Source organism: Streptomyces sp. NPDC050416, assembly GCF_044458845.1.
GTDB lineage: Bacteria > Actinomycetota > Actinomycetes > Streptomycetales > Streptomycetaceae > Streptomyces.
The window spans coordinates 449960-474860 of sequence record NZ_JBITII010000001.1; the positions used below are offsets into that span (position 1 = coordinate 449960).

The 24901-nt window shown below is 71.2% G+C and carries 13 protein-coding genes; 2 read left to right on the plus strand and 11 right to left on the minus strand.

All coding sequences use genetic code 11. From position 1 onward, the window contains the following. Positions 1-80: 80 nt before the first annotated feature. The 8 genes from ACIBL4_RS02115 to ACIBL4_RS02150 form a co-directional block, all read right to left on the minus strand. Positions 81-1781, minus strand: coding sequence for an ABC transporter ATP-binding protein (locus ACIBL4_RS02115; protein ID WP_399405572.1), 1701 nt, complete (start codon positions 1779-1781; stop codon positions 81-83). Further along, on the minus strand, positions 1768-12681 hold the full coding sequence (locus ACIBL4_RS02120) for an amino acid adenylation domain-containing protein (protein WP_399405574.1): 10914 nt from the start codon (positions 12679-12681) through the stop codon (positions 1768-1770). Before ACIBL4_RS02120 ends, ACIBL4_RS02115 begins: the two co-directional genes overlap by 14 nt. 60 nt (positions 12682-12741) lie before the next feature. Next, positions 12742-14529 (minus strand): ABC transporter ATP-binding protein, encoded by a 1788-nt coding sequence (locus ACIBL4_RS02125; RefSeq protein ID WP_399405576.1) that lies wholly within the window; start codon positions 14527-14529, stop codon positions 12742-12744. Positions 14530-14575: 46 nt separating this feature from the next. Next, complete coding sequence (locus ACIBL4_RS02130; protein ID WP_399405578.1) at positions 14576-15634, minus strand: iron-siderophore ABC transporter substrate-binding protein; 1059 nt, start codon at positions 15632-15634, stop codon at positions 14576-14578. Positions 15635-15749: 115 nt separating this feature from the next. Beyond that, positions 15750-16592 (minus strand): ABC transporter ATP-binding protein, encoded by an 843-nt coding sequence (locus ACIBL4_RS02135; RefSeq protein WP_399405580.1) that lies wholly within the window; start codon positions 16590-16592, stop codon positions 15750-15752. Between the two features lie 38 nt (positions 16593-16630). Then, entirely contained in the window at positions 16631-17692 is a 1062-nt protein-coding gene (locus ACIBL4_RS02140) for a FecCD family ABC transporter permease (protein WP_399405582.1), read from the minus strand. Beyond that, positions 17689-18747: a FecCD family ABC transporter permease gene (locus tag ACIBL4_RS02145; RefSeq protein ID WP_399405584.1), complete on the minus strand. Its 1059-nt coding sequence runs from the start codon at positions 18745-18747 to the stop codon at positions 17689-17691. Before ACIBL4_RS02145 ends, ACIBL4_RS02140 begins: the two co-directional genes overlap by 4 nt. Positions 18748-18861: 114 nt before the next feature. Next, positions 18862-20217 carry a lysine N(6)-hydroxylase/L-ornithine N(5)-oxygenase family protein gene (locus tag ACIBL4_RS02150; RefSeq protein ID WP_399405586.1) on the minus strand — a complete coding sequence of 452 codons (1356 nt, stop codon included), beginning with the start codon at positions 20215-20217 and terminating at the stop codon, positions 18862-18864. A 212-nt stretch (positions 20218-20429) separates the two neighbouring features. On the opposite strand from ACIBL4_RS02150, the gene ACIBL4_RS02155 reads away from it, so the two are divergent. After that, the gene (locus tag ACIBL4_RS02155; protein WP_399405588.1) at positions 20430-21374 is read left to right on the plus strand and encodes a methionyl-tRNA formyltransferase; all 945 of its coding nucleotides are present in this window, start codon (positions 20430-20432) and stop codon (positions 21372-21374) included. A 127-nt stretch (positions 21375-21501) separates the two neighbouring features. Further along, on the plus strand, positions 21502-21735 hold the full coding sequence (locus ACIBL4_RS02160; protein ID WP_399405590.1) for a hypothetical protein: 234 nt from the start codon (positions 21502-21504) through the stop codon (positions 21733-21735). An 8-nt stretch (positions 21736-21743) separates the two neighbouring features. On the opposite strand, the gene ACIBL4_RS02165 is transcribed toward ACIBL4_RS02160, so the two are convergent. From ACIBL4_RS02165 to ACIBL4_RS02175, 3 genes are all read right to left on the minus strand, one after another. Continuing rightward, positions 21744-22463 (minus strand): response regulator, encoded by a 720-nt coding sequence (locus tag ACIBL4_RS02165; protein ID WP_399406532.1) that lies wholly within the window; start codon positions 22461-22463, stop codon positions 21744-21746. A gap of 50 nt (positions 22464-22513) precedes the next feature. Further along, positions 22514-24142 (minus strand): ATP-binding protein, encoded by a 1629-nt coding sequence (locus ACIBL4_RS02170; RefSeq protein ID WP_399405592.1) that lies wholly within the window; start codon positions 24140-24142, stop codon positions 22514-22516. A 155-nt stretch (positions 24143-24297) separates the two neighbouring features. Then, complete coding sequence (locus ACIBL4_RS02175) at positions 24298-24804, minus strand: hypothetical protein (RefSeq protein ID WP_399405594.1); 507 nt, start codon at positions 24802-24804, stop codon at positions 24298-24300. Positions 24805-24901: the final 97 nt, after the last annotated feature.

The window sequence follows — 24901 nt, forward strand, 5'->3', positions numbered from 1 at the left end:
TCTGCGGGGCGGTGGGGGCTGGTCGCGCCCGCGCGGCGGAGCCGCGAATCGAAACAGCCCCGCGCCCCTGAAGGAGCGCGTCAACGAGCCACCGCCGAGCAATAGTTCTCGTCCGTCGCGAGCAAGTTCCGGTGCGTGTCCTCGGCCGTGACGACCCCGTCGTCCAGGACGAGGACCCGGTCGGCGGCGTCCAGGAGGGCCGGGCTGCTGGTGAGGACGATGGTGGTGCGACCCCGGCGCAGCTTCGCGACGTTGCGGGCGATGAGCTGTTCCGTGACCGCGTCGACAGCCGTCGTCGGATCGTGCAGGACGAGCACGTCGCTGTCGGCGGCCAGGGCGCGGGCCAGGGAGAGTCGTTGGCGCTGTCCTCCGGAGAGGTTGGCGCCGCGGTCGCGGACGGCGTAGTCGAGGCCTTCGCGGTGCAGGGCGACGACGTCGGTCAGCATGGACGCCTCGACCGCCTCGGGGACCATGCGGCTCGTGCCGGACGGGTCGATGTTCGAGCGGAGCGTCCCCGCGAAGATCTCGGCGTCGTAGGGGTTCACCAGCACGTGCTCGCGGACCGCCGCGACCGACAGGTCCGCGAGGTCCCGGCCGCCGATCCGCATCGCTCCCTCGTACGCGCCGGGCGGGACGTTCACGGCCAGGATCGACGCGAGATCGGCCGCCGCGCGCGGCTGGTAGGCGGCGATCGCCACGAACTCCCCCGCTGACACCTGGAACTTCAGCTTGCGCAGGGTGCCGTACCGGACGCAGTCGAGCTCCACGTCCCCGCTCTCGGCCGGGCGTTCGGATCCGGGCGTCATCACCGGCGGCGCGGTCAGCACCAGTGCCATGCGCTCGGCCGAGGCGCGCGCCATCATCACGTACTTCGGCATCTCCGAGAACAGTTTGAGCGGTTCCATGATGAACTGCGCCAGGCCCACGGCCATGACCAGTTCGCCGATGCTGATCCGGCCGTCGAACGCCAGCCAGCCGGCCAGCAGCGTCACGGCGCCGGCGAGCACCGCGTTGAGGGCCAGGGCGGTGCCCGCGTAGGCGCCGTTCACCTTGGCAACGGTGATCGCCTGGACCTTCGCCTCCGTGCTGACCTTCCGGTAGGACCGGAACGCCGCGTGGTTGCCGCCGAAGCCGTGCAGCGGGCGCAGGCCGGTGATCAGGTCGGCGACCTTCGCGCCCGCCCGTGCCACCCGGGCCTGCTGTTCCTGGGTGCTGATGCCGATCTTCTTGGACAGCACGCTCAGACACGACAGGATCGCGACGGTTCCCACGATCACCAGCAGGCCGAGCCGGATGTCGGCCAGGCCGAGGGCGACCGCCGCGACCACCACCGCGACCAGCGAGCTGATCAGCAGCGGCACCACCTCGATGATGTCGGCGGTCTGGTCCGCGTCCTCGGTGGCGATGGTCAGCACCTCGCCGGACTTGAGGTCGACGTCCCTGGCCACCGGCTGGAGCCCGCAGGCCGCGACCTTGACGCGCCAGCGGTGCGCCTCCGTCGTGTTGGCCTTCTGCAGGATGCGCATCCCGAACCGCCAGGACAGCGACACGGTCGTGATGATCACGGCCAGGACGGCGATCGAGAGGCCGAGCGCGCCGAGGCTGCGGTCCCGCATCGTGTGCTCGACGATCAGGCCGAGCGCGATGGGGAAGGCCGTCTCGCCCGCCTGGTACAGGCCCATGAGGCAGGTGCCGCTAGCCATGGCGCCGACGTTGCGGCGCAGGGCGGTGCGGAGGATGTCGGACCCCGAACGGGGCCGCTGCGTGTCAGGAGTTGTCATCGATGTGGCGGGCAATCGCTTCCGGGGTGCGCAGGGTGAACAGATCACGGATCGTGATCACTGGACCGTACTCGCGGCGGAGCAGCCCGGTCAGCCGCACCGCCAGCATGGAGTGTCCTCCGAGGGACACGAAGTCGCTCACCGCGCTCACCTCGTCGTCGTCCAGGTCCAGTGCCTCGGCGAAGTACTCGCACACCACGGTCTCGGTCTCGGTCGTGGGGCCCCGCTCCCCCACCGTGGTCAGCGCGCCCAGCGGCTTGGCCTCCGGCAGCGCCTTGGTGTCAGCCTTCCCGTTCACCGTCAGCGGGATGCTGTCGACCTGGGCGTAGTGCGTGGGGCGCAGGAAGTCCGGCAGTCCGGCGCCCACTTCGGCCGCCACCGTCGCCAACTCCGCCCCGTCCAGCACCAGGTAGGCGGCCAGCCGATGTGAACCGTCGACCTGCGGGTCGGGCTGGGCGACCGCGGCGGCGAACCGCACCGCCGGGTGCGCCGTGAACACGGCCTCCACCTCGCCGAGTTCGACGCGGTGCCCGCGGATCTTGACCTGCTGGTCGGTGCGGCCCAGGTACATCAGGTTGCCGTCGGGCCGGCGTACCACCAGGTCCCCGGTGCGGTACATGCGCTCGCCGGGTTCCCCGAAGGGACAGGCGACGAAGCGGTGCGCGGTCTGGGCGGGCTGCCCGAGGTAGCCGCGCGCGATGCCGATGCCCGCCACGTACAGCTCACCGGGGACGCCGTCCGGCAGGGGGCGCAGCCAGGGGTCGAGGACGTAGACGTCGGTGTTGTCGATCGCGACGCCCACCACCGGGTCCTGGCACTCGAAGGTGCCGACGCCGAGGGTGTTGATGGTGTACTCGGTGGGTCCGTAGAGGTTGTAGCCGACTGTTCCCTCGGTCTCGGCGAGGCGCTGCCACAGTGTCGGGGTGACGGCCTCCCCGCCGAGCAGCACCAGTGGTGGCCGACGGTCCGGGTCGTCGAGCAGGCCCTCGGCCACGAGCTGCTGGGCGTAGGTCGGGGTCACGTTGACGACGTCGATCCCGTGCTCCAGGCAGTACTCGACCAGCCGGGGGGCGTCGCGGCGCAACTCCTCGTCGCAGATGTGCACTTCATGCCCGTCGGCGAGCCACAGCAGCTCCTCCCAGGACATGTCGAACGCGAACGACACGGTGTGCGCGATGCGGAAGATCCGGTGGCCGTGCTCGGCCAGCACCGGTTCGAAGATCCGGCGCTGATGGTTGATCAGCATGTTGGTGAGTCCGGCGTACTCGGTCACCACGCCCTTGGGCTTGCCGGTCGATCCCGAGGTGTAGATCGTGTAGGCGGGGTGCCGCAGGCGGTCGGGGTCGTCCGGTGTGAACGTCACATACGGCTCGGCCTCGGGCAGCGGGCGGTCCAGCTCGATCAGGTCGGCGTCCAGCGAGACCAGCCGGGGTGACACGCCGCTCAAGGTGAGGATCACCTCCGGGCGGGCGTCCTCGACGATCGCGGCGATCCTCTCGTCCGGGTGGTCCAGTTCCAGCGGCACGTACGCGGCGCCGACCCGCAGCACGGCGAACAGCGCCACGATCGAGTCGAGGGAGCGCGGGATCGCGAGCCCCACGTTGGTCTCGGGGCCGATGCCCCGCCGGGCGAGCACGCCGGCCACCGCGCGGCTGCGGTCCCGGAGTTCGGCGAACGTCATCGTCGAACCGTGGGCGACGAGCGCCACCCGCTCCGGCGCGCGGTCCGCCGCCTGGTCGAACCGGTCGACGACGGTGTCCGTGCCGACGTCCGTACGCTCGCCCCGCGCGGGCTCGGGCCCCAGGCCCCGCAGCGCGCCCACGGGGCCGGTCGACCGGGCGAGGTCCTCCAGCACGCGCAGGTAGTCGTCGAGGAGACGGCGGGCGCCCGCGGTGTCCTGGTCGCGGTACTCCAGCTTGACGGTGAGCCGGTCGCCGGGCGTGACGACCCAGGTGAACGGATAGTGCGTGGAGTCGTCGGCCTTCACCGAGGTGATGCCGTGCCGGGCATGCATCTCGGCGAAGGCGTCCAGGTCCAGGAAGTTCTGGAGCACGAACAGGTTGTCGAACAGGGTGTCGTGCCCACTGGCCCGCTGGATCTCGCCGAGCCCCAGGTGCTCGTGCTCCATCGCCTCGACCCTGGCCGTCTGCACGGCCGAGAGGTAGTCGCGGACCGTGTCGTCCGGCCGGGGCCGCGTCCACATCGGCACGGTGTTGAGCAGCACGCCGACGATGTCGGACAGCCCCTCGCCCTCGCGGCCGGAGACGGTCACGCCGAACACGGCGTCCCCGCGGCCCGTATGGGCGCCGAGGAGCAGGCCGAACGCGCCGGTCAGCACGGAGTTCAGCGTGACGCCGTGCGTCCTGGCCGCCTCCCGCAGCAGGTCGGACTGCTCGGCGGACAGGGTGTGCACGAGCGCGCGCGGCAGGTCGTCCGAGAAGGACGGCGCCGGTCCGGCGAGCAGTGTGGGGCCGGGCAGTCCGGCCAGGTGCTCCGCCCAGAAGCGCTCCGAGACGGCGGAGTCCCTGGCGTCGAGCGACCGGGCGTAGTCCTCGAAGCCCGGCCTGGCCGGAACCGCGTCGAGGGGCCGACCCGCGACGGCGGCCTCGTAGGCGTCGAACAGGTCCCGCAGCACGATCTCGCGGGACCAGCCGTCCCACAGCAGCAGGTGGTAGCTGAGCAGCAGGCCGTCGCGGTCGCCCGGCAGACGCACCACGGTCAGCCGGATCAGCGGCGGTTCGCCCGGGTCGAACCCGGTGTCGCGGTCCCGGGCCCGCAGGGCGTCGACCTCGGTGTCCGCCGCCAGCTCGATGGTACGGACGTCGACGCGCCGGCCGGCCTTGAGGACCTGGACCGGGTTGCCGTCGGTGTCGGTCGTGAAGCCCGCGCCGACCACCGGGTGACGGGCGATCACGTACGCCATCGCCTCGGCCAGCGCGCTGGTGTCCAGGCGCCGGTCGAACGTGAACCAGCTCTGCGCCACGTAGTGCCCGGCCGAGCCCGCCATCTGGGCCTGGAAGTACAGGCCCCGCTGGAGCGGGGTGACCGGTGCGGTGCGCTCGGCTGTCGTGGCGGCGTCCGCGATGTGCTGGAGGGCGCGGTGCCAGTGCTCGGTGATCTCGTCGGGGATGCCCTCGGCGAGGGTGAACTCCGCGTGCAGGCTGCCGGTGGTCTCGTCGAGCCAGGCGTTGACCTCGACGGCGTACGGGCTGCCCTGGTCGCCGCCGGTGAGGTGCACCGCCTGGGACTCGCTGCCCCGGCCGAGGTAGTTGAACAGCACGTGCGGGTGGGCGGAGTTGAGCAGCGGGGCCGTCTGCGAGTTGAGATACCTGAGCTGTCCGTAGGCGACGTGGGCTCGCTCGTCCGGCTGGCGTTCGGCGACCTCGCGGGCCGCCGCGACGGGGTCGGTGTGCGCGGTGAGGCGTACGGGTGCGATCGCGGTGAACCAGCCGACCGTACGGGTGTAGTCGTGGTGTTCCAGCACCGGGACCCGGCCGTGCCGCTCCAGGTCGATCGCGAGGTCGGTGGGCGAGGGCTGGATGTGGGTCAGTGCGGTGCGCAGGGCGCCGCACAGCAGTTCCGTGAGGCCGACGCCGAGTGCGGCGGGCGCGGTGCGCGTCACGCGGTCGGTGGCTTCGGGCGGGAGGACGACCGTGATCTCCCGCAGTCCCTCGACGGCGGGGAGCAGCGGGGGCGCCTGCAGCGTGGTGAGCCAGTACCCGAGGTCGTCGGTCGCGTGGGCGGACCGGAGGGCCAGGGCTTCGGCGTACTCGGCGTACGACGTCGTCGGAGCGGCCAGGGCTTGCCCGCGCAGGGCGGCGGCCAGGTCGTCCAGCAGGATCAGCCAGGACACCGAGTCGACGGCGAGGTGGTGCGCGGTGACGACCAGGGTCCGGCTCGCCTCCAGCCACGCGAAGGCGACGACCTCGCCCGACTCGGGGTCGAGCCGTCCGGCGGCGTCGTTCGCGGCGGTCGTGGCGTCGGGGGTGTCCGGGCGTACGACGGTGATGTCACGGGCGGGTTCGGTGCGGAGGGTCCACACTCCGTGTTCCGTACCGAGGCTCAGTCGCAGGGCCGGGTGTGCGGCGACTACGGCGTTCGCGGCGCGTTCGACATCGGCGAAGGAGCTGTCCGGGACCACGAGCGTTCTGGCCTGGGCGAAGCGGGTGAGTGAGCCGCCCAGGTCGCGTTGGCGCAGGATGATCGGCGTCGGGGGGAGGGGGCCGTCCTCGCGGTGGGTGGGGGCGGTGGCTTGTGGTGTGCGCGTTGGCAGGTGCTCGGCGAGCGCGCGGGGGGTCTTGTGCAGGAACACGTCCCGGGGGGCTATGGGCAGGCCGAGTGTCCTGGCCCTGTTCACGACCGTGATGGCGATGATGCTGTCGCCTCCCGCGTGGAAGAAGTCGGTGTCGGCGGTCACCTCCGTGCCGGGCAGCGTCTCTGTGAAGATCTTCGTGATTGCGGCTATAGCTGAGTTTTCGTCCGCGGGTGCGTCGTGGCTGGTCGCGCAGTTCCCCGCGCCCCCAAATGCCCGCTCCGCCAAAGCCTTGCGATCCAGCTTGCCGTTCACCGTCAGCGGCAGGGCGTCGATCGTGAGCACCCGCCCAGGCACCATGTGCGCGGGCAGCTTCACGGCCAGTTGCTCGGCGAAGTCCCCCGGTACCCGGCCCACCACGTGCGCCACCAGGTGATCCCCGCTGTCCGCTACCGTCACGGCCACGTCTATCACGCCGTCGAGGTCGCGGATCGCGGTCTCGACCTCGCCCAGCTCGATGCGGAAGCCCTTGAGCTGGACCTGGTCGTCGGCGCGGCCGATGAACTGCAGCTCGCCGTCGAGGGTGCGGCGGGCGAGGTCGCCCGTGTGGTACATGCGGGAGCCGTCGCCCGCGAAGGGGTTCGCCACGAACCGGCCCGCGGTGAGGCCGGGCCTGCCCAGGTAGCCGAGCGACACCTGGTCGCCGGCGACGTAGATGGCGCCGACCCGGCCCGGCGGCACCGGGCGGAGCCGGCCGTCGAGGAGGTGGGTGATCAGGCCGGGTATGGGGCCGCCGATCGGGCTGACGTCGTCGCCGCGGCCGAAGTCCTCCTCCGTCAGCACGCGGTGGGTGACGTGGACGGTGGTCTCGGTGATGCCGTACATGTTGACCAGCTCGGGCGAGCCGGTGCCGTGCCGCTCGACCCAGCCGCGCAGCCGCCCGAGGTCCAGTGCCTCGCCGCCGAAGATGACGCGGCGCAGGGCGGGCATGGGCTCGTCGGCGTGCCGGTCTGCCTCGATGAACTGGTAGAAGGCGGACGGCGTCTGGTTGAGCACGGTCACCCCGCGCTCGCGGACCAGCCGGTGGAAGTCGACCGGGGAGCGGGTCAGCCCGTACTCCGGCACCAGCAGCTCACCGCCGTGCGCGAGTGCTCCCCACAGCTCCCAGACCGCGAAGTCGAAGGAGAAGGAGTGGAACTGGACCCAGACGTCGTGCGGTCCGAAGTCCATGTCCGGTTGGGTGTTGGCGAGCAGCGTCACCACGCTGGAGTGCGGGACGACGACGCCCTTGGGCCGGCCGGTCGATCCGGACGTGTAGATCACGTACGCGGGGTCGTGCCAACCGGCCCCGGGGCCCGGCTCGATCGTGGCCTGCGGAAGGTCGTCGCCCTGGACAAGAACGCGGGCCTGTACGCCCGTACGGGCCAGGAGTTCCGTGAAGCGGTCACGCTGCTCACTGTCCACGAGGACGACCTGCGGGGCGGCGTCGGCGAGGATGTACTCCAGCCGTTCGTCCGGGTATGCCAGGTCCAGCGGTACGTACGCGCCGCCCGCGGTGACGATGGCGACCAGGGCGACGACCTGCTCGACGGACCGCGGGACGGCGACGGCGACCCGTCGGCCGGGGCCGACGCCGGCAGCGCGCAGAGCCGAGGCCAATTCGTTCTTTGTTTCCGCCAGTTCGCCGTAGGTCAGGGATCGGGTGCCGCCGTTGAGGCCGCATTGAGTGACGGCGGTGGCGGCCGGGTCGCGTCGCGCTGCGGCGTCGAACAGGCTCCCCAGGGTCGTCGGCGTGATGCGCGCGGGGCGCCGGTCGCCCTCGGAGGTCACGTCGTCGACCAGGGTGTCCGGTCGGGTGAGCAGGGCGGTGAGGGTGGAGGTGAACGTGCGCAGGATCGCCTGGGCTGTGGTCTCCGGCAGCAGCTCGCCGTCGTAGATCAGGTTGAAGAGCGGGCGGCCGTCGAGTGCGCGTTCGACGACCAGGGTCAACGGGTAGTGGGGTGCGCCCTCGTTGACGAGGTCGGTGACGACCAGGGTGTCGCCGGGACGGCGCAGTGCGTCCACGTCGGTCGCGACGTCGAAGACCACCAGGGTGTCGAACAGGGAGCCTGCGTCGGTCTGGCGGCCGATCCTGGCGAGTGAGACGTGCTGGTGCGGCAGGACCGCGCCCATGTGTTCCCGGACCGAGGCGAGCAGGTCCCGGGCTGTGGTGGTGGCGGTCCAACGGGCGCGCACGGGGATCGTGTTGATGAACAGGCCCACCATGTCCTCGATGCCGGGGACGTCCGCGTCGCGGCCGGACACCGTGGAGCCGAACACCACGTCCTGTCCGTGCAGGATGCCGCCCAGCGTCACCGCCCAGGCGCTGTGCACGGCCACACTCAGCGGCACGCCCGCCGACCGGGCGGCCGCGTCGATGTCCTGGTCCGGGCGCACGGCGGTGTCGGCGAACCGGTCGGACGGGGTGTGGCCCTCGGCGACCAGCGACGGGCCGGGCAGGTCCGCGAGCTGCTCGCGCCACACCCGGTCGCTCTCGTCGGCGTCGCGTCCGGCGAGCCAGCGTACGTAGTCGGCGAAGCCGCCGATCGGGTACACGGTCCCGGGCTTGTGGTACTCGGCGAGCAGCGTGCGGAGCATCGGCGGCACCGACCAGCCGTCGGCGATGATGTGGTGCACGGTCTGCACGAGGACGTTCCGGCCCGGGCCGCCGCGGACGAGGGTGTACCGCATCAACGGCCCCGTCGCCAGGTCGAATCCGGCGCGGCGGTCCCGCTCGGCCAGGTCGCGCAGCTCGGCGTCGGTAATGCCGGGGCGGTCCAGGGTCGTGAAGGGCGCCTCGACGCCGCTCTCCAGTACGGAGACCACGCGGCCGTCGGCGAGGGCCACGAACCGTGCGGCCAGGTTCGGGTAGAGCGCGAGCAGCCGGGTGGCCGCCGCCGCGAGCCGGTCGGCGTCCACCTCGCCGTCCAGGGCGAGCAGTTGCTGTTCGACGTAGGCGCCGGCCGAGTCGTCGTCGAAGACGGAGTGGAAGTACAGGCCCTCCTGCAAGGGCGTCAGCGGCAGGATGTCCCGCAGCGCCGGGCCGTCCAGAGCGTCGACGTCGGCCTGGGTCAGCGGCACCAGGGGGAAGTCGCTGGGCGAGTGGCCGCCCCGCGGGTCGAGCGCGGCCAGTCCGGCCAGGGCGTCCCGGAAGTAGCCGCCGATGGTGGCGATGTCCTCGTCGGTGAACATGCCGTCGGGCCAGGAGATGGTGGTGACCAGGTCGTAATCGCCGGTCGGGGACGGTTCGGCGATCGCGTTGAACTCCAGGGCGCGCGGCAGGCGCATCCGCGGATCGCGCTTCTCGCCCAACTGACCGGTCGTCTCCGCAAGTTGCCAGTCTCCGGGCTCGCCGGCGGCGAAGCGGCCCAGGTAGTTGAAGAGCACCTGAGGTGCGGGCGCGTCGAACTCGGTGTCGGTCAGGTACCGCAGGGCACCGTAGGAGACGCCGTTGTCCGGCACCCGGGCGAGGTCTTCCTTGACGGCCTTGAGGGCGGCGGTCAGGTATGCGGGTGAGGTGAAGTCGGCCGCGGGGCCGGGGTCGACGGTCACCGGGAAGAGGGTGGTGAACCAGCCGACGGTCCGTGACAGTTCGGGCTCGAAGCCGGCGGATGGCGCCACGAACTGTGCTTCGCGGCCGTGACCCTCCAGTTCGATGTGCGCGAAGGTCTGGTCCTGTCCCAGGTCGCGGCGCCAGCGGGCGAGCGCGACGGCGAGCCCGGTCAGCAGGACGTCGTTGACGCCCGCGTGGAACTTCGCGGGGATCTCGCCCAGCAGCGCGGCCGTGACCTCCGGGCCGGCCGCGACGGTCCGCAGCCGCTCCGTGGCGACGGTGTCGGCTTCGGACAGCGCGCGCCTGCCCACCGGTTGGTCCGCTGCCAGCAGCGGGCGCCAGTAGTAGGAGCTGTCCGCGTCGAACGCCGCGCGCTCCAGCAGTTGCGTCCAGCGCCGGAAGGACGTGCCGACCGGGGGCAGTTCGATCGGGGTGTCCGAGGTGAACTGCCGCCAGGCCGTGGCCAGGTCGTCCATCAGGATCCGCCAGGACACGCCGTCGATCACCACGTGGTGGGCGACCAGGACCAGCTGCCGGGCCGCGCGGCGCCAGACGGCGCGCAGCATCACGCCGTTGTCGGGGTCCAGGGCGTCGGTGGCGAGTGCGACGCACGCGTCGAGCGGCCGGTCGCTTCCCTGCCATCCGGCGACGGCCCGGTCGGGCTCCGGGATGTCGAAGCTCCAGCGGCTTCCGCGCACCAGCCTGGCGCGCAGCATGTCGTGCCTGCGGACGACGGCGGTGAGGATCTCGTCGAGGGCGTCGGCGGTCAGGTTCGGCGGGGTGTTCAGCACGACGGACTGCACGAAGCCGTCGATCGCGTCGGTGGTCTCGCCGAGCCACTGCACGATCGGCGATCCCACGACGGACCCGGTCGCGACATCGCGGTGGTCGACCGTGGAGACGTCCTCCCGGCTCGCGACCGCGGCCAGGGCCCCCACGGTGCTGTGGGTGAAGATCTGCCGTGCCGTGACGTAGAGGCCCGCGTCGCGCAGCGCGGTCAGCAGCGAGATCGCCAGGATGCTGTCGCCGCCGAGCTGGAAGAAGTCCTGGTCGACGCCGACCTCTTCGAGCCGCAGCACGGACGCGACGGCCGCGCACACCGCGCGCTCGTCGTCGGTGGTGGGCCGTACGAGCGTGCCGGTGCCGATGACGGGCTCCGGCAGGGCGTTGCGGTCGAGCTTGCCGTTGGCGGTGAGGGGGAACTCCGTCATGACGACGATGTGGGCAGGCACCATGTACTCGACCATGTGCTCGGCGGCCCACGCCTTGACCTCGTCCGCCCGCAGGTCCTCGCTGCCGGCGGCCGGGATGACGTAGCCCACCAGGTACGTGCCGCCCGCCGTGTTCTTCCGGGCGACGACGCAGGTGTGCCGTACGCCGGGGTGCTCGGCGAGGCCGGCCTCGACGTCCTCGATCTCCAGCCGCATGCCGCGGATCTTGATCTGGTTGTCGGCGCGGCCGAGGAAGTCGAGCGATCCGTCCGGGGCGAAGCGGGCGAGGTCGCCGGTGCGGTAGAGGCGGGAGCCGTCGTTCGCGAAGGGGTTGGCGACGAACCGGGATGCCGTCAGACCGGGCGCGTTGACGTAGCCGCGCCCCAGGAGGAAGCCGCCCACGTACAGTTCGCCGCCGACGCCGACGGGGACCGGACGCAGCTCCTCGTCGAGGACGTACAGCTGGGTGTTGGGGTTGGCCTTGCCGATGGAGGTCGACAGGCGCTCCGCCTCTCCCCGGTAGATGACGTGGGAGACGCCGATGGTCGTCTCGGCCGGGCCGTAGCCGTGGTACATGGGGATGTCGAGCTTGGTGCGGAACCGCTCGTACAGCTCCGGGGTCAGCACCTCGCCGCCGCACCACACGTGCCGGAGGCTGTCCAGGCGGCCGGAGTCGCCGGCGATCTCCAGCAGCACGTCCAGCATCGACGACACCAAGTAGGTGAAGGTGACGCGCTGTTCGGCGATGACGCTCAGCAGGTGGTGCGGGTCGCGTTCGCCGTCGGGGCGCAGCACCACGAGCCGGGCGCCGGACACCAGCGGCAGGAATATCTCGTTGATGGAGATGTCGAAGGACAACGGCGCCTTGAACAGCGAGGCGTCGTCGTGGCCGAAGCCCAGGATCTCGTTCACCTGCCACAGCAGGCGCTCGCTGATCGCCTCGTGCCGGATCATGGCGCCCTTGGGCCGTCCGGTGGAGCCGGACGTGAAGATCACGTAGGCGAGGGCGTCGCCGTGGACGGTGACGCCGGTCCCCTCGGTGGGGTGGGAACCGTGGCGCCAGTCGTCGAGGTCGACGGCCACGGCCGGCGGTTCGGCCGGGTCGCGCTCGCCCGAGGCGTTGAGCTGTACGGCGACCCGGGCGTCCTCGATGACGACGGCCCGGCGCGCGGCGGGCCACTGCGGGTCGAGCGGCACGAACGCGCACCCCGCCTGGAGCACGGCGAGCAGCCCGACGACCATCTCGGCGGAGCGGCCCAGTGAGATGCCGACGACCTGTTCGTGGCCGAGGCCGTGCTCGATCAGGTGGTGGGCCAACTGGTTGGAGAACTCGGCTGCCTGACGGTAGGTCAGTGAGCGGCGTTCGTCCACGATGGCGACGGCGTCCGGCCTGCTCCGCGCCTGTTCGTGGAACATCTCGACGATGGTGGGGCGGCTCCGGCCGGCCCCGGTGTCGTTCCAGCGGGCCAGGAGTTCGAGTCTCGCGGCCACGCCGGCCGGGCCGATGGTGCCGAGGGGCCGGTCCGGGAAGTCGGCCAGGTCGTCCAGCGCGAGCTGTGCTTCGGCCGGCGAGACGCCGTCGGGCACGCGGATGCTCCGGCCGTCCGCGCCGACCTCCCAGTCATCGGGTCCGGCCCCGCCGTTGTCGACCCATCCGAGGACGTCGGCGAACAGGGTGCCGGGGGTGAGGTCGATGCCGTCGGGGCTCTCGCCCGTCGTCCAGTACGACAGCCCGATGGCGCAGGCTTCGGTGATGGTCCTGTCGGAGTGGTCACCGGTCCGCCGGCGTACGTCGGCCAGGCGTGCGGGAGAAAGTCGTACGAGACGAGCGCTCGGTTCCATCATCGAAGACTCAGCACCCTTTCAAGGAAACCAGAAATCAAGCCCGGCCCGACTCGGGCCTGCCTAACTACCCTCGCGCCATGCCTGCCACAGCCGGGCGTACCGGCCGCCCAGAGCCACCAACTCGTCGTGTGTGCCCTGCTCGACGACGCGGCCCGCGTCCAGCACGGCGATCCGGTCCGCCGCCATCGCCTGGGTCAGCCGGTGCGCCACGAACAGGGTGGTCCGGCCCGCGCACGCGGCCACGACCGCGCGTTCCAGCTCGGCGGCGCCCTCGCTGCCGGCCTCCGCGGTGGACTCGTCGAGCACCACCACGGGCGAGCGGGCCAGCACCAGCCGGGCCAGGGCGATCTGGGCGACCTTGGTGACGTCGAGGCGCTCGCCGCCCTCGCCGACCCTGGTGTTCAGCCCGTCGGGCAGCGCCTGGACCCAGGCGTCGGCGCCGACCGTGCGCAGTGCGTCCGTCAGTTGGGCGTCGCTCGCCCCGGGCGCGGACAGCCGCAGGTCGTCGGCGAGCGGGCCGGAGAACACGTGGGTCTCCTGCGTCAGGATGCTCACCAGGGCTCGCGCTCCGGCCTCGTCCAGACCCGCCAGGTCGGTTGCGCCGATGTGCACCGACCCGGCCTCGGGAGTCGCGATGCCCGCGATCAGCGCGGCCAGGGTCGTCTTGCCCGCACCCGTCGCGCCCACCAGCGCGAGCGAACCCCCGGCCGGGATCGTCAGATCGACGTCCCTCAGCACCGGTTCCTCGGCGCCGGGGTAACGGAACGTCAGTCCCCGCACCGTCACCGGCAGCGGCTCGGCCTCCGCCGGCGCGACGGCCGGATCACCCACCAGCCGGCCCTCACCGGCCTCCCCCAGCACGCCGACCAGCCGGGTCAGGCTCGCGCCCGACTTCTGTGCCTCGTCGAAGGTGAACATGATGAGGCCCAGCGGGCCGAACAGCCGGTGGAACAGCAGCGGAGCCGCCGACACCTCGCCGAGGGTGGCGGCGTCGGCCTCCAGCAGGGCGTACCCCACCACGATGATCAGGACCAGCCCGATGAACTCGGCGCGGTTCTCCCGGCCGACGAACCGGCCGAAGAACCGGAACACCTCGATACCGAGATCGCGCACCCGCCAGGACTCGCTGGTGACCTTCTCGCGGAAGGCGCCCTCCAGGCGGTACGCACGGACCGTGTCGATCCCGTTCAAGCCGCTGATCAACGCCTGCGCGCGGTCGGCCTGGGCCACGCGCTGCTTGCGGTAGAGCGGCGCGGAGCGGGGGAGGTACCAGCGCAGGGCCAGCGCGTACGCGGGCAGCGCGCCGGCGCCCGCCAGTCCGAGCCGCCAGTCCAGGCCGAACATGCCGAACGTGGCGATGGCGACCAGCACTCCGGCCGAGAACACCGTGGGGATGGCCGTTCGGATGCCCTTGGAGATGACGGCCACGTCGTCGCCGACCCGGGAGAGCACGTCTCCCCGGCCGACCTGTTCGATGCGGGCGCTCGGCATCCCCAGCACCGCCCGGACGGCTCCTTCCCGCAGCCGCGCGAGCAGGTCGGCGCCCAGCCGGCCGATCAGGTACGTCGACACCGCGGTGGCCGCCGCGCCGAGCAGCGCGGCGGCCCCGATCAAGACCCCGATGGTGACGAGGACCGAGCGCGACTCGCCCTCGACCACGCCGTCGACCACCCGGCCGAGCAGCAGGACCGGCAGCACCTGGAGCGCCGCGCCGGCCACCGTGGTGAGCACGGTGGCCGCCGACAGCCAGGGCACCTCGCGGCAGTGCGCCGCGACCCATCGGGACGCCTCGCGCCCGGTCGCCGTGTGCAGCGTCGCCGGGGCGGGGCGGGTGGCGGTCGCGCTCACACCGCGACCCGGGCGGGCAGGGGACGGGACAGGGTGACCGGCATCGCTACTCGGCCGCCGACTTCACGAGCTCGTCGACGGCGTACGGCATGGACAGCAGGGTGCCCTGGGAGATGGCCGCGCCGACCGCCGGGCCCTCGCTGTCCAGCAGGTAGGACACGTTGCCCTTCTTCACGGCGTCGAGGTTGGCGAACAGCTTGAACTTCTTCAGGGCCGCCGTGTCGGCCTTGTCGTTGATGACGAAGATGCGGTCGACGTCGACCATGTCGACGCGCTCGGGCGAGAGCTTGGTGTAGAAGCTGCCGTCGGCGACCTTGTCGATCTCGGTCTGGTACTGGAAGCCGATGCCCGTCACGAGCCGGCCGCGCACATCGGTGGAGGTGAACGGCGCGACCGAGTTCTCGTACCAGGACAGTACGACGGCCTTCTGCTTCGCGAACCCGGGGTGCGCCTTCTTGGCCGTGTCCAGCTTGCCCTGGATGTCCTGCACCATCCTCTCGCCCTCCTCGGCCTTGCCGAGTGCCTTGGCGATGTGCAGGGCGTTGTCCTGCCAGGGGGCGCTGAACGGCTCCTTCTCGGCCTTGGTGCGGGCCACCGTCGGCGCGATCTTGGAGAGCTTGTCGTAGCCGGCCTGGTCGATCTCGGAGTAGACCGCGATGATCAGGTCGGGGCGCAGGGCGGCGATCTTCTCGTAGTTGGGGCCGGTGTCACCGTTCTTCATGATGACCTCGGGCTTGGTGTCGCCCCACTTGTCCTTCACCCAGGGCCACTGGGTGTTGATGTCGGGGCTCTTGCCCGCCGGGTTCGGGTACTGGTCGGTCATGCCGACCGGCTTGATGCCGAACGCCAGGACGCTCTGGTCGTCGGTGTAGCCGACCGTGACGACCCGCTTCGGGGCCTCGGTGACCTTCGTGGTGCCGAACGCGTGCTCCACGGTGACCGGGAAGGCGCCGGCCGCGGCGGTCGAGGTGGTGTCGCCGCCCTTGTCCGCCGAGTCGGATCCGGAGCCGCACCCCGCGAGGAGGCCGACGCCGAGCGTGGCGACGGAGAGCAGTGCCGCGACCCGCCGCCATGGCTTCCTGCGCGACGTTCTGTGGAGGAGCATCCGTCAATCCCCTTGCTTTTTCGCACGGTCCAGTACGCCCCCGGGTAAGGGCATGCAAACCGTATCGCAACGCGGTAAGGTTAGCCTAGCCTTACTTGCGTAACTTTCTGGCGAACTAGTCGAGTTGGACATGCGTGCGACCGATCGGGACGATGAGCGGCCGGTCCCCCACCGGATCGTCGATGATCTTGGCGTGCAGTCCGAACGCCTCTTGCAGCAGCTCGGCGGTCAGCACGTCACGGGGATGCCCCTGCGCCAGGATCGACCCCTCCCTCATCACGATGAGGTTGTCGCTGTAGCGCGCAGCCAGGTTGAGGTCGTGCAGCACCATCACCACGGTGCATCCCGACTCGTGCAGATCGTCGACCAGATCGAGCACGTCCATCGCGTGCGCCAGGTCGAGATAGGTGGTCGGCTCGTCCAGCAGGAGCAGATCGGTGCCCTGGGCCAGGGTCATCGAGATCCAGACGCGCTGCCGCTGTCCGCCGGACAGCGCGTCGACCGGGCGGTCGGCCAGGTCGGACACCCCGGTCATGGCCAGCGCGCGTTCCACGACGTCGGCGTCGTCCGAGGACCACTGCCGCAGCCAGCTCTGGTGCGGATGGCGGCCCCTGGCGACCAGGTCGGCCACCGTCAGCCCCTCGGGCGCGACCGGCGCCTGCGGGAGCAGGCCGAGTTTCCTCGCCACGTCCCTGGTCCGGAGCCGGGCGATGTCGTCGCCGTCCAGCACGACCGTCCCCTTGGACGGCTTGAGCAGCCGGGACAGGGTGCGCAACAGGGTCGATTTTCCGCAGCCGTTGGGGCCAATGATGGTGGTGATCACGCCCGGGGGTATCGCCACGTCGAGATCGTCGATGACGGTCCGGGCGCCGTAGCCGACCGTGACGCCCCTGGCTGCCAGCCGTGAGGCGGCTTCATCGGACTTCGACTCGACCCCGGTGACGGACTGAGTGACCACAAGGCCCCCTTACTTAGGCTCGCCTGACTTTGTACCAGCTATCTGCGGTTCGCCCGTACCAGCAGATAGACGAGGAAGGGGCCGCCGATCGCCGCGGTGACCACGCCGACCGGGAGACTGACGGGCAGAGCCGTGCGGGCGACCAGGTCCGAGCCGGTCAGCAGCAGTGCGCCGACCAGCGCGGAGGCCACCACGGGCGGCGTCGGGCAGCGCGCCAGACGCATCGCCACCTGCGGGGCCACCAGCGCCACGAACGGGACCGGGCCCGCCGCGCTCACCGCCACGCCGGCCAGCAACACCGCGCACAGCAGGAGGACCGCCCGCACGGCCGAGTAACGGACGCCCAGGCCCGCGGCGACGTCGTCACCGAGGTGCATCGGCTTGAACTGGAACGCGGCGCCCGCCACGACGACCAGGAGGACGAGCGTGCCCCACAGGGCCACCTGGACCTCGTCCCACGACCGGTCGTCCAGCGAACCGACCAGCCATGCCTGGGCCTGGGCGACGTCCCTGATGTCGGCCCTGACCAGCAGCCAGGTCGTGAGGGCCTCCATCACGGCGCTCACCGAGATGCCGATGAGGATGAGCCGCAGGCCGTCGATGCCGCGCCGCCAGGCGAGGAAGTACACCAGCAGGCCCGTGCCGAGACCGCCCATGAGCGCCGCCGCCGACAGGCCCACGGAGTCGACGACCGCCGCGGCCGTCCCGCCCGACACCGTCACCAGGAACACCGCGACGGCGCTCGCGCCGTTGGTGATCCCGAGGACATCCGGACTGGCCAGCGGGTTGCGGGCGATGGACTGCGTGAGCGCTCCGGACACCCCCAGCGCGATGCCCACGACGAGCCCGGCCAGGGCCCGCGGCATCCGCAGGTCCATGATGACGAACTCGTCGACCCGCTCGCCCCGGCCGAAGAGCGTGGCGATCACCTGGGGCAGTCCGATGGGGAAGTCCCCGACGCCGATGGACAGACAGAACACCAGGAACGTCGCCGCCGCGAGCAGCAGCGAGACGCACACGATCCACGGCCGCCACACGAACGACACCCGGCCGAGCCGCACGCCCGGCGTCACCGACGGCTTCACGCCTGTCCTGTTCATGCGCTCTTGAACTTTCCGCGCCACACCAGAGCCGCGAAGAACGGGGCGCCCAGCAGGGCGACGACGACCCCCGCGTCCAGCTCGCTCGGCCGCACCACCAGACGCCCCGCGATGTCGCAGACCAGGAGGACGACGGCCCCGAGCAGACCCGCGTACGGCACCAGCCAGCGGTAGTCGGGCCCGGTCAGGTACCGGGCCACGTGGGCCACCATGAGCCCGAGGAACGCGATGGGCCCGCAGGCGGCCGTCGCGGCGCCCGCCAGCAGGGTGATGGCGGTGATGCCGATGGTCCGGCTCAGCGCGATGTTCACCCCGAGCCCGCGCGCCACGTCGTCGCCCAGGTTGAGCAGGTTGAGGGCGGGCAGCGTGATCAGGGCCAGCACCAGTCCGGCCGCGATGAACCCGGTCACCGGCCAGATGACGCCGAATCCGACGCCGGCCACGGAGCCCGCGTTCCAGAACCGCAGCGCGTTCAGCGACTTCTGGTCCGACAGTGCGATCGCCGTGGTCATCGCCGCGAGGAACACCGTGACTCCCTGCCCGGCCAGGGCGAGCGTCAGCGGGTTCCCGGCACCGCGGCCGATGCTCGCAAGCCCGAACACCACGACACCGGCGACCGCCGCCCCCAGGAACGCGAACCAGAGGTACTGGAACGGGTCGGAGAGCCCGAACACGGCGATCACCGTCACGACGGCGAACGAGGCACCGGAGTTCACGCCCAGCAGGCCCGTGTCGGCGATCGGGTTGCGCGTGTACCCCTGGATCAGCGCCCCGCCGACCCCGAGGGCGACGCCCGCCACGATCGCGAGCACCGTCCGGGGCACCCGCACGGTCTCGACGATGAGCCTGATCTCGGTGAGCCGCCGGTCGGACTCCGGCGCCGCGAACAGCGCGTGCCACACCTCGCCGGGGCTCAGCGCGCGCGCCCCGACGGCCAACGACAACGCCCCCGCGGCCACGAGGACCAGCACCAGCGCGCCAAGTCCCACAACTCGTCGCCGACGGGCCTGAGTTGTGACCTCGGATGCGGGGCGCTCCACTGCGATCGTGCCCATGTCGACGTACGTTATCCCTTTGATCAACGAGAACGGCAGCGCCCCCAAGAGGGCGGGGAACGGCGCGCCCAGCCACGTTCGGCCCGCAGACGCAATACGGCCTCGCCGGCGGAGCTAACGCGCCGTGCTGCCCGTTCCGTCGGCGACCGTCCGGGCGGCGTCGGAGACGGGCTTGCGGCTCCGGTCGAGGAGCGAGTCGAGGATCTCGCCGACCCTGATGGCGGTGTTGGACAGCAGTGACGACGTGATGCCGTGCGTGTGCTCGGTGCCGCCCTGGAGGTAGATGCCGCAGTGCAGGTCCGGCTCCGTCGCGATGCGGTAGTCGCGCTCGACACGGACCCGGCCCTCGTCGTCACGCAGGCAGCGGTCGGCCACCTCGCCGAGCAGACCGACCGGGTCGGCGGGGCTGTAGCCGGTGGCGAAGACCACGACGTCGGCGTCCAGGAAGGTCTCCTCGCCGGTGACGAGGGAGGTGACGGCGGCCGTGACCTTGTCCGGTGCCTCCGTGACACCGGTGAGCCGGGATACGTTGAGGAAGCGCAGGCGTTCGGTGCCGAGGACCTTCTCCTGGTACATCTGCCGGTACAGGTCGTCGATCAAGTCGATGTCCACCACGGAGTAGTTGGTGTTGCCGTGGTAGTCCATCAGCCGGCGTTTGACGTCCTTCGGCGCCGCGAAGAACTCGTCGACGGCCTCGGGGTCGAAGATCCGGTTGGCGAAGGCGCTGTCGTCGGCGGGGCTGTAGCCGTAGCGGGAGAAGACGGCGCAGACCTCGGCCCCGGGGAAACGCCGGTGCAGGTAGGCGACGTTCTCGGCGGCACTCTGCCCCGCTCCCACGACGACGAACCGGGACGGCGAGGTGCCCTCCAACGCGTCGACCCGGCCCAGCAGTTCGGAGTTGTGCCAGACGCGGTCGCTGCGCTCCACGCCCTCCGGCATGAGGGGACGCAGGCCGGTGCCGAGGACGAGGTTGCGGGCCCGGTGGACCTCCAGGCCCTCCCCCGAACGGACCGTCACGTCCAGGTACTCCACCGCACCGTCGCGCAGGACGGGCATGACGCCGACGACCTCGTGGCCGTAGGAGACCATGTCGTCGACCTGGCCCGCGGCCCACTCGAAGTAGTCGTGGAACTCCACCCGCAGCGGGAAGAGGTTCTTGTGGTTGATGAAGTCGATCAGCCGTCCCTTGCTCTTCAGGTAGCACAGGAAGCTGTACTCGCTGGCCGGGTTCCGGAGCGTCACCAGGTCCTTGAGGAAGGACACCTGCATGGTCGCGTCGTCGATGAGCATCCCTCGGTGCCAGCCGAAGCGCGACTGCTGTTCGAAGAAGTGCGCGGAGACCGCCTCTTCCCCACCGGCGCGCGCGTTGTGCTCGCTGAGCGCGATCGCCATGGCCACGTTGGACGGCCCGAAGCCGATGCCAATGAGGTCGTGGATCAAAGGGGCGTCGCCAGGACGAGCCTGTGCCATGTCACTCCCATCGTACGAAAGTCGGGCACGCCGAAAGAGGCACCACCCAAAACTTAGGTAAGGCTAAGCTCATCCCATAGGGCTGTCCATAGACAAAACGGACTCGCAAGGAGCACCCGATCGTCAACACGCCCGCAAATCAACCCCGTTGACCACTTAGGTAAGCCTTGCTTTACTGGCCATGGCCATTCCCTGCCTCGAGGAGGAACCCCATGCGGGTCGTCATGTTCGGTTACCAGACCTGGGGCCACCGCACCCTCCAAGCCCTCCTGGATTCCGAGCACGACGTGGTCCTGGTCGTGACGCACCCCAAGAGCGAGCACGCCTACGAGAAGATCTGGAGCGACTCGGTCGCCGACCTCGCCGAGGAGAACGGCGTACCGGTCGTGATCCGCAACCGCCCTGACGACGAACTGTTCGAGCGCCTCAAGGAGGCCGACCCGGACATCATCGTGGCCAACAACTGGCGTACGTGGATCCCGCCGCGCATCTTCGACCTGCCGCGCCACGGCACGCTGAACGTGCACGACTCGCTGCTGCCGAAGTACGCCGGCTTCTCGCCGCTGATCTGGGCGCTGATCAACGGCGAGCCCGAAGTGGGCGTCACCGCGCACATGATGAACGACGAGCTCGACGCCGGCGACATCGTGCGGCAGGAGGCGGTGGCGGTCGGGCCGGCCGACACGGCGACCGACCTGTTCCACAAGACCGTCGACCTCATCGCCCCGGTCACCATCGGCGCGCTCGGCCTCATCGCCTCGGGGCAGACGGAGTTCACCAAGCAGGACCGCTCCCGGGCCAGCTTCTTCCACAAGCGGTCCATCGAGGACAGCCGCATCGACTGGAGCTGGCCGGCCGAGGACCTGGAGCGGCTGGTCCGCGCCCAGTCCGAGCCGTACCCCAGCGCCTTCACCTTCCACAGGGGCAGGCGACTGGAGGTGCTGGCCGCCGTCGTCTCCGAGGGCCGGTACGGCGGCACGCCCGGCCGCATCTTCTACCGCGAGGGCGAGGGCGTGGTGATCGTCGCCGGAGCCGACGCCCGCACCGGCCGCAACCACGGCCTGGCCATCACACGCGTCCGGACCGAGGACGGCCGGGAGCTGCCCGCGAGCGAGTACTTCACCGCCATGGGCGGCTACTTGACCAACCAGCCCTGAGTCGCTGTGAAATTTCTGTGGAACGCGTGCGACTTCAAGTTTCAAGATTCCGTCGGCGGGCGGCGGCTGCGACAGTGAGTCCCATGGGGGCAGTACATGACGTCGAGTCGAATCACCGGGACGACAGTTGGCCTACCACGACACGTACCACCGGACCGCCGCCGCGCTCCTGAGCCCCGTCCTCGGCTGGGTCCTGGCCCTCACCGGGGCCGTGGTGCTCCCCCTGACCGTCGCGACGGCCCTCGAACCGGAACCCCGGCAATGGCATGACCAGAGCCCCGGCCTGTACACCGTACGGATCGCGGAGGACGCATCGGAGAAGCCGGGCGTCCCGACGCAGAGGACCGACAGCGCGCGGTAGCCAGGGGATCACGCTCGCCAGGCGTACCGCCGTTCGGGCCGGCCGGCGACGCCGTAGCGGAGGGACACCTCCGCGCTGCCGGTGCCGTGGAAGTACTCCAGGTAGCGGCGGGCGCTCACCCGGGACACGCCGGTCAGCGCGGCGCACTCGGACGCGGACAGGGTGCCGTCCGCCGCGCGCAGGGCCCGCTCGACGAGTTCGGCGGTCTCCACGCTCATGCCCTTGGGCAGCGCGGGGGCCGGTGCGGGGACGCCGGCTCCGGCCAGCACCCGGTCGATGTCGGCCTGGCCTCGCACCACCGCCGTGAGCAGCCGGCCCCGCTGCGCGGCGTAGCGCTCCAGGCGGGGGCGCAGATCCTCGAAGTCGAAGGGTTTCAGCAGGTAGTCGACGACACCCTGCCGGACTGCGCCGCGGACCGTGTCGGTCTCCTGCGCGGCGCTGATGACCATGACGTCGCAGTCGTGGCCCGCGGTGCGCAGCCGGGGGATGACGTCCAGGCCGAAGAGGTCGGGGAGATACAGGTCGAGCAGGACGAGGTCGGGGCGCAGTTCGTCCACGGCCTCGATCGCCTGTCCGCCGGTGTGCGCCACGCCGACGACCCGGAACGGCTGGACACGTTCGACATACGCGCGGTGAACCCGGGCCACCATGAAGTCGTCGTCGACCACGAGGACGTCGATCGTGCCCGCCTCGGCGCCTGTTCCGGTCGGGTCGTCCCCTCCGGCCATGTCGCCCGCCCTGATCATGTCGCCCGGTCTGGTCATGTCGCCCGCTCCGGTCATGGGGCCGCTCCTTCCGCCACCGCTTCGGGAAGGTGGCTGACGGTCATGCGTGCGGTGAACACGGCCCCGTCGGGGGTGTTGGCCACCGAGATCTCTCCCCCGTGCCGTTCGCAGACCAGCTTGGTCAGGGCCAGTCCGATGCCGCGCTCGCCCTCGCGCGCGGCCTTGGTGGTGAAGCCGTGGGAGAACACCTCGCGGGCCAGTTCGGGAGCCACGCCCGGCCCAGAGTCGCGTACCGCGATCTCCACGCTGGAGGCGTCCTGCCGCAGCGCCACCTCGACCCACCGTTCACCGGCGTGCGCCGCGGCGTCGACGGCGTTGTCCACGAGGTTGCCCACCACGGTCGCCACGTCGGCGGCGTCCTCCGGGGCCAGCCGCTCCAGCGCGGTGTCGTCCGAGATGCGCAGGCTGACCTTCCGCTCGGCCGCGAGGGACGCCTTCGCCATCAGCAGCGCGGCCACCGCGGTGTCCCGGACGCGGCGGCTGAGGGTGACGTCCAGGGACTGGCGGCGCTGGTTCAACGCGCGGATGTAGCGCACGACTTCGTCCTGCTCGCCGATCTGGATCAGCCCGGAGATGGTGTGCAGCTGGTTGGCGAACTCGTGCGCCTGCGCCCGCAGCAGCTCCGAGGAGCTGCGGAAGGAGCCGATCTCCCGCTCCAGGCGGGCCAGTTCGGTGCGGTCGCGCAGGGTGGTGACCGAGCCGAGGAGCCGGCCGTCCTTGGTGACGGTCATCCGGTTCATCACCAGGACCCGGCCGTGGCGGACGACGACCTCGTCCCGCCGGCCCGCGGCGGTGCCGGCCAGCACGTCGCGCAGCCGTCCGTCGATGCCCAGGCCGTCCAGGCTCTGGCCGACACAGTCCTCGGGCAGGTCGAGCAGGCGGCGGCCCATGTCGTTGACGAGGGTGAGCCGGTGCTGCGGGTCCAGGGCGACGACGCCCTCGGCGATGCCGTACAGCATCGCCTCCCGGTGCTCGGCGAGTCCCGCGATCTCCCCCGGCTCCAGCCCGAGGGTCTGCCGCTTCACCCGCCGCGCGAGCAGCCAGGAGCCGGCCACGCCGAGCCCGCTGGCGATGCCCAGATAGGCGAGCAGATACGAGGAGGCGCCGCTGAGCCGCTGCCAGACGGTCGGGTCGGCCTCGCCGATCATCACCGTGCCGAGGATCCGCCCGAGGTTCTCCTCCGTCGCCCCGAGGACGGGGACCTGGGCGGCCAGTTCGCGGCTGCCGTCCAGCGTCAGCTGCCCCGACCAGCCCCGCGCCTGGTCGGCGCCCGGCTCGGCGGGCAGCCGCCCGCCGACCACCGTCGGGTTCGTGGAGCTGACGATCCGGCCCGAGGCGTCGGCCACCGTCACCGAGGTCACGGCGGACTGCGCCTGCGTGGCGAGCACCAGCGGGGCGAGCGTCTCCCCGGGCGCGTTACGCACCAGCTGGCTGCGCACCAGAGGGTTGGCGGCCAGCTGTTCGGCCAGCGCGCTCACCCGGCGTCCCTCGACCCGGTTGAAGGTGGCCTGCGACTGGGCGAGCGAGACCGCGGCGACCGCCAGCAGCACCATCACGACGATGGCGAGCTGGAGCACCAGCATCTCGCCCGCGAGCGAATGGCGACGAAAGGTGGCGACCACAAGGAACTCACTTCGATGCCGACACAGGTGGGGCGGCTCATGTGCCGAGTCGCACCATCATGACCCCGGCCAGGCAAAACCGGAAGTGAGGTGTCAGGAGAGGTCCCGGACCGCGGCCCGAGCCGACGGCTGGTTCCGGCCCGGGCAGCGGGACGTCAGGAGGCGTTCACGCTCGGGCCGATGCCTCGCAACGTCCTGACCGTGCCGCCGAGTTTCGCGCGGAGGGGGTGCAGCATCTCCGGCTTGGCGCTGACCACCCAGCGCATGCCGACGAGGTACTTGCCCCCGTAAACGCTGGCCGACTCCAGCCACGTCTCCTTGAGCTTCTCCTCGGGGAAGGTGGTGATGAGGTAGTCGCCCTTCTTCGTGTGGCAGACGCCCTCGCGCAGTTCGTCCGCCTCGGTGCGGATCTTCACCTTGCAGCCGGTCAGGCCGGCGATCACCTCCACCTTCGCCGGCGCGACGACACCGGCGGCGGGAGCGGCGGACCCGCTCGGGGTCGCCGTCCGGCCGCCGGCGGCGGGCTTGTCGTCGTCACCGCCGCCGCAGGCGGTGGCCAGGGGGAGCATCACCAGCGCGGCGGCCGGCGCGGCGGCGCGCAGCCGCAGGGCGCGGGAAAGGGGACGGCGGCTGGATCGTGCGTGCGGTTGCTGCTGGGACACGTCGTCTCTCCGGATGCGGACCGTCCCGCCCTCGCGGGCGGGCAGGAGTACTCGTCAGGGGTACGAACGCGCACCCGGAGCCGTTCACCGAGGTCGG

What these genes read in the sequence shown, in the direction of transcription:
- ACIBL4_RS02150 (WP_399405586.1), bottom strand. Translation starts at nt 20,217, where the DNA reads ATGGCACAGGCTCGTCCTGGCGACGCCCCTTTGATCCACGACCTCATT.
- ACIBL4_RS02155 (WP_399405588.1), top strand. Translation starts at nt 20,430, where the DNA reads ATGCGGGTCGTCATGTTCGGTTACCAGACCTGGGGCCACCGCACCCTC.
- ACIBL4_RS02120 (WP_399405574.1), bottom strand. Translation starts at nt 12,681, where the DNA reads ATGATGGAACCGAGCGCTCGTCTCGTACGACTTTCTCCCGCACGCCTG.
- ACIBL4_RS02140 (WP_399405582.1), bottom strand. Translation starts at nt 17,692, where the DNA reads ATGAACAGGACAGGCGTGAAGCCGTCGGTGACGCCGGGCGTGCGGCTC.
- ACIBL4_RS02130 (WP_399405578.1), bottom strand. Translation starts at nt 15,634, where the DNA reads ATGCTCCTCCACAGAACGTCGCGCAGGAAGCCATGGCGGCGGGTCGCG.
- ACIBL4_RS02115 (WP_399405572.1), bottom strand. Translation starts at nt 1,781, where the DNA reads ATGACAACTCCTGACACGCAGCGGCCCCGTTCGGGGTCCGACATCCTC.
- ACIBL4_RS02145 (WP_399405584.1), bottom strand. Translation starts at nt 18,747, where the DNA reads ATGGGCACGATCGCAGTGGAGCGCCCCGCATCCGAGGTCACAACTCAG.
- ACIBL4_RS02165 (WP_399406532.1), bottom strand. Translation starts at nt 22,463, where the DNA reads ATGGCCGGAGGGGACGACCCGACCGGAACAGGCGCCGAGGCGGGCACG.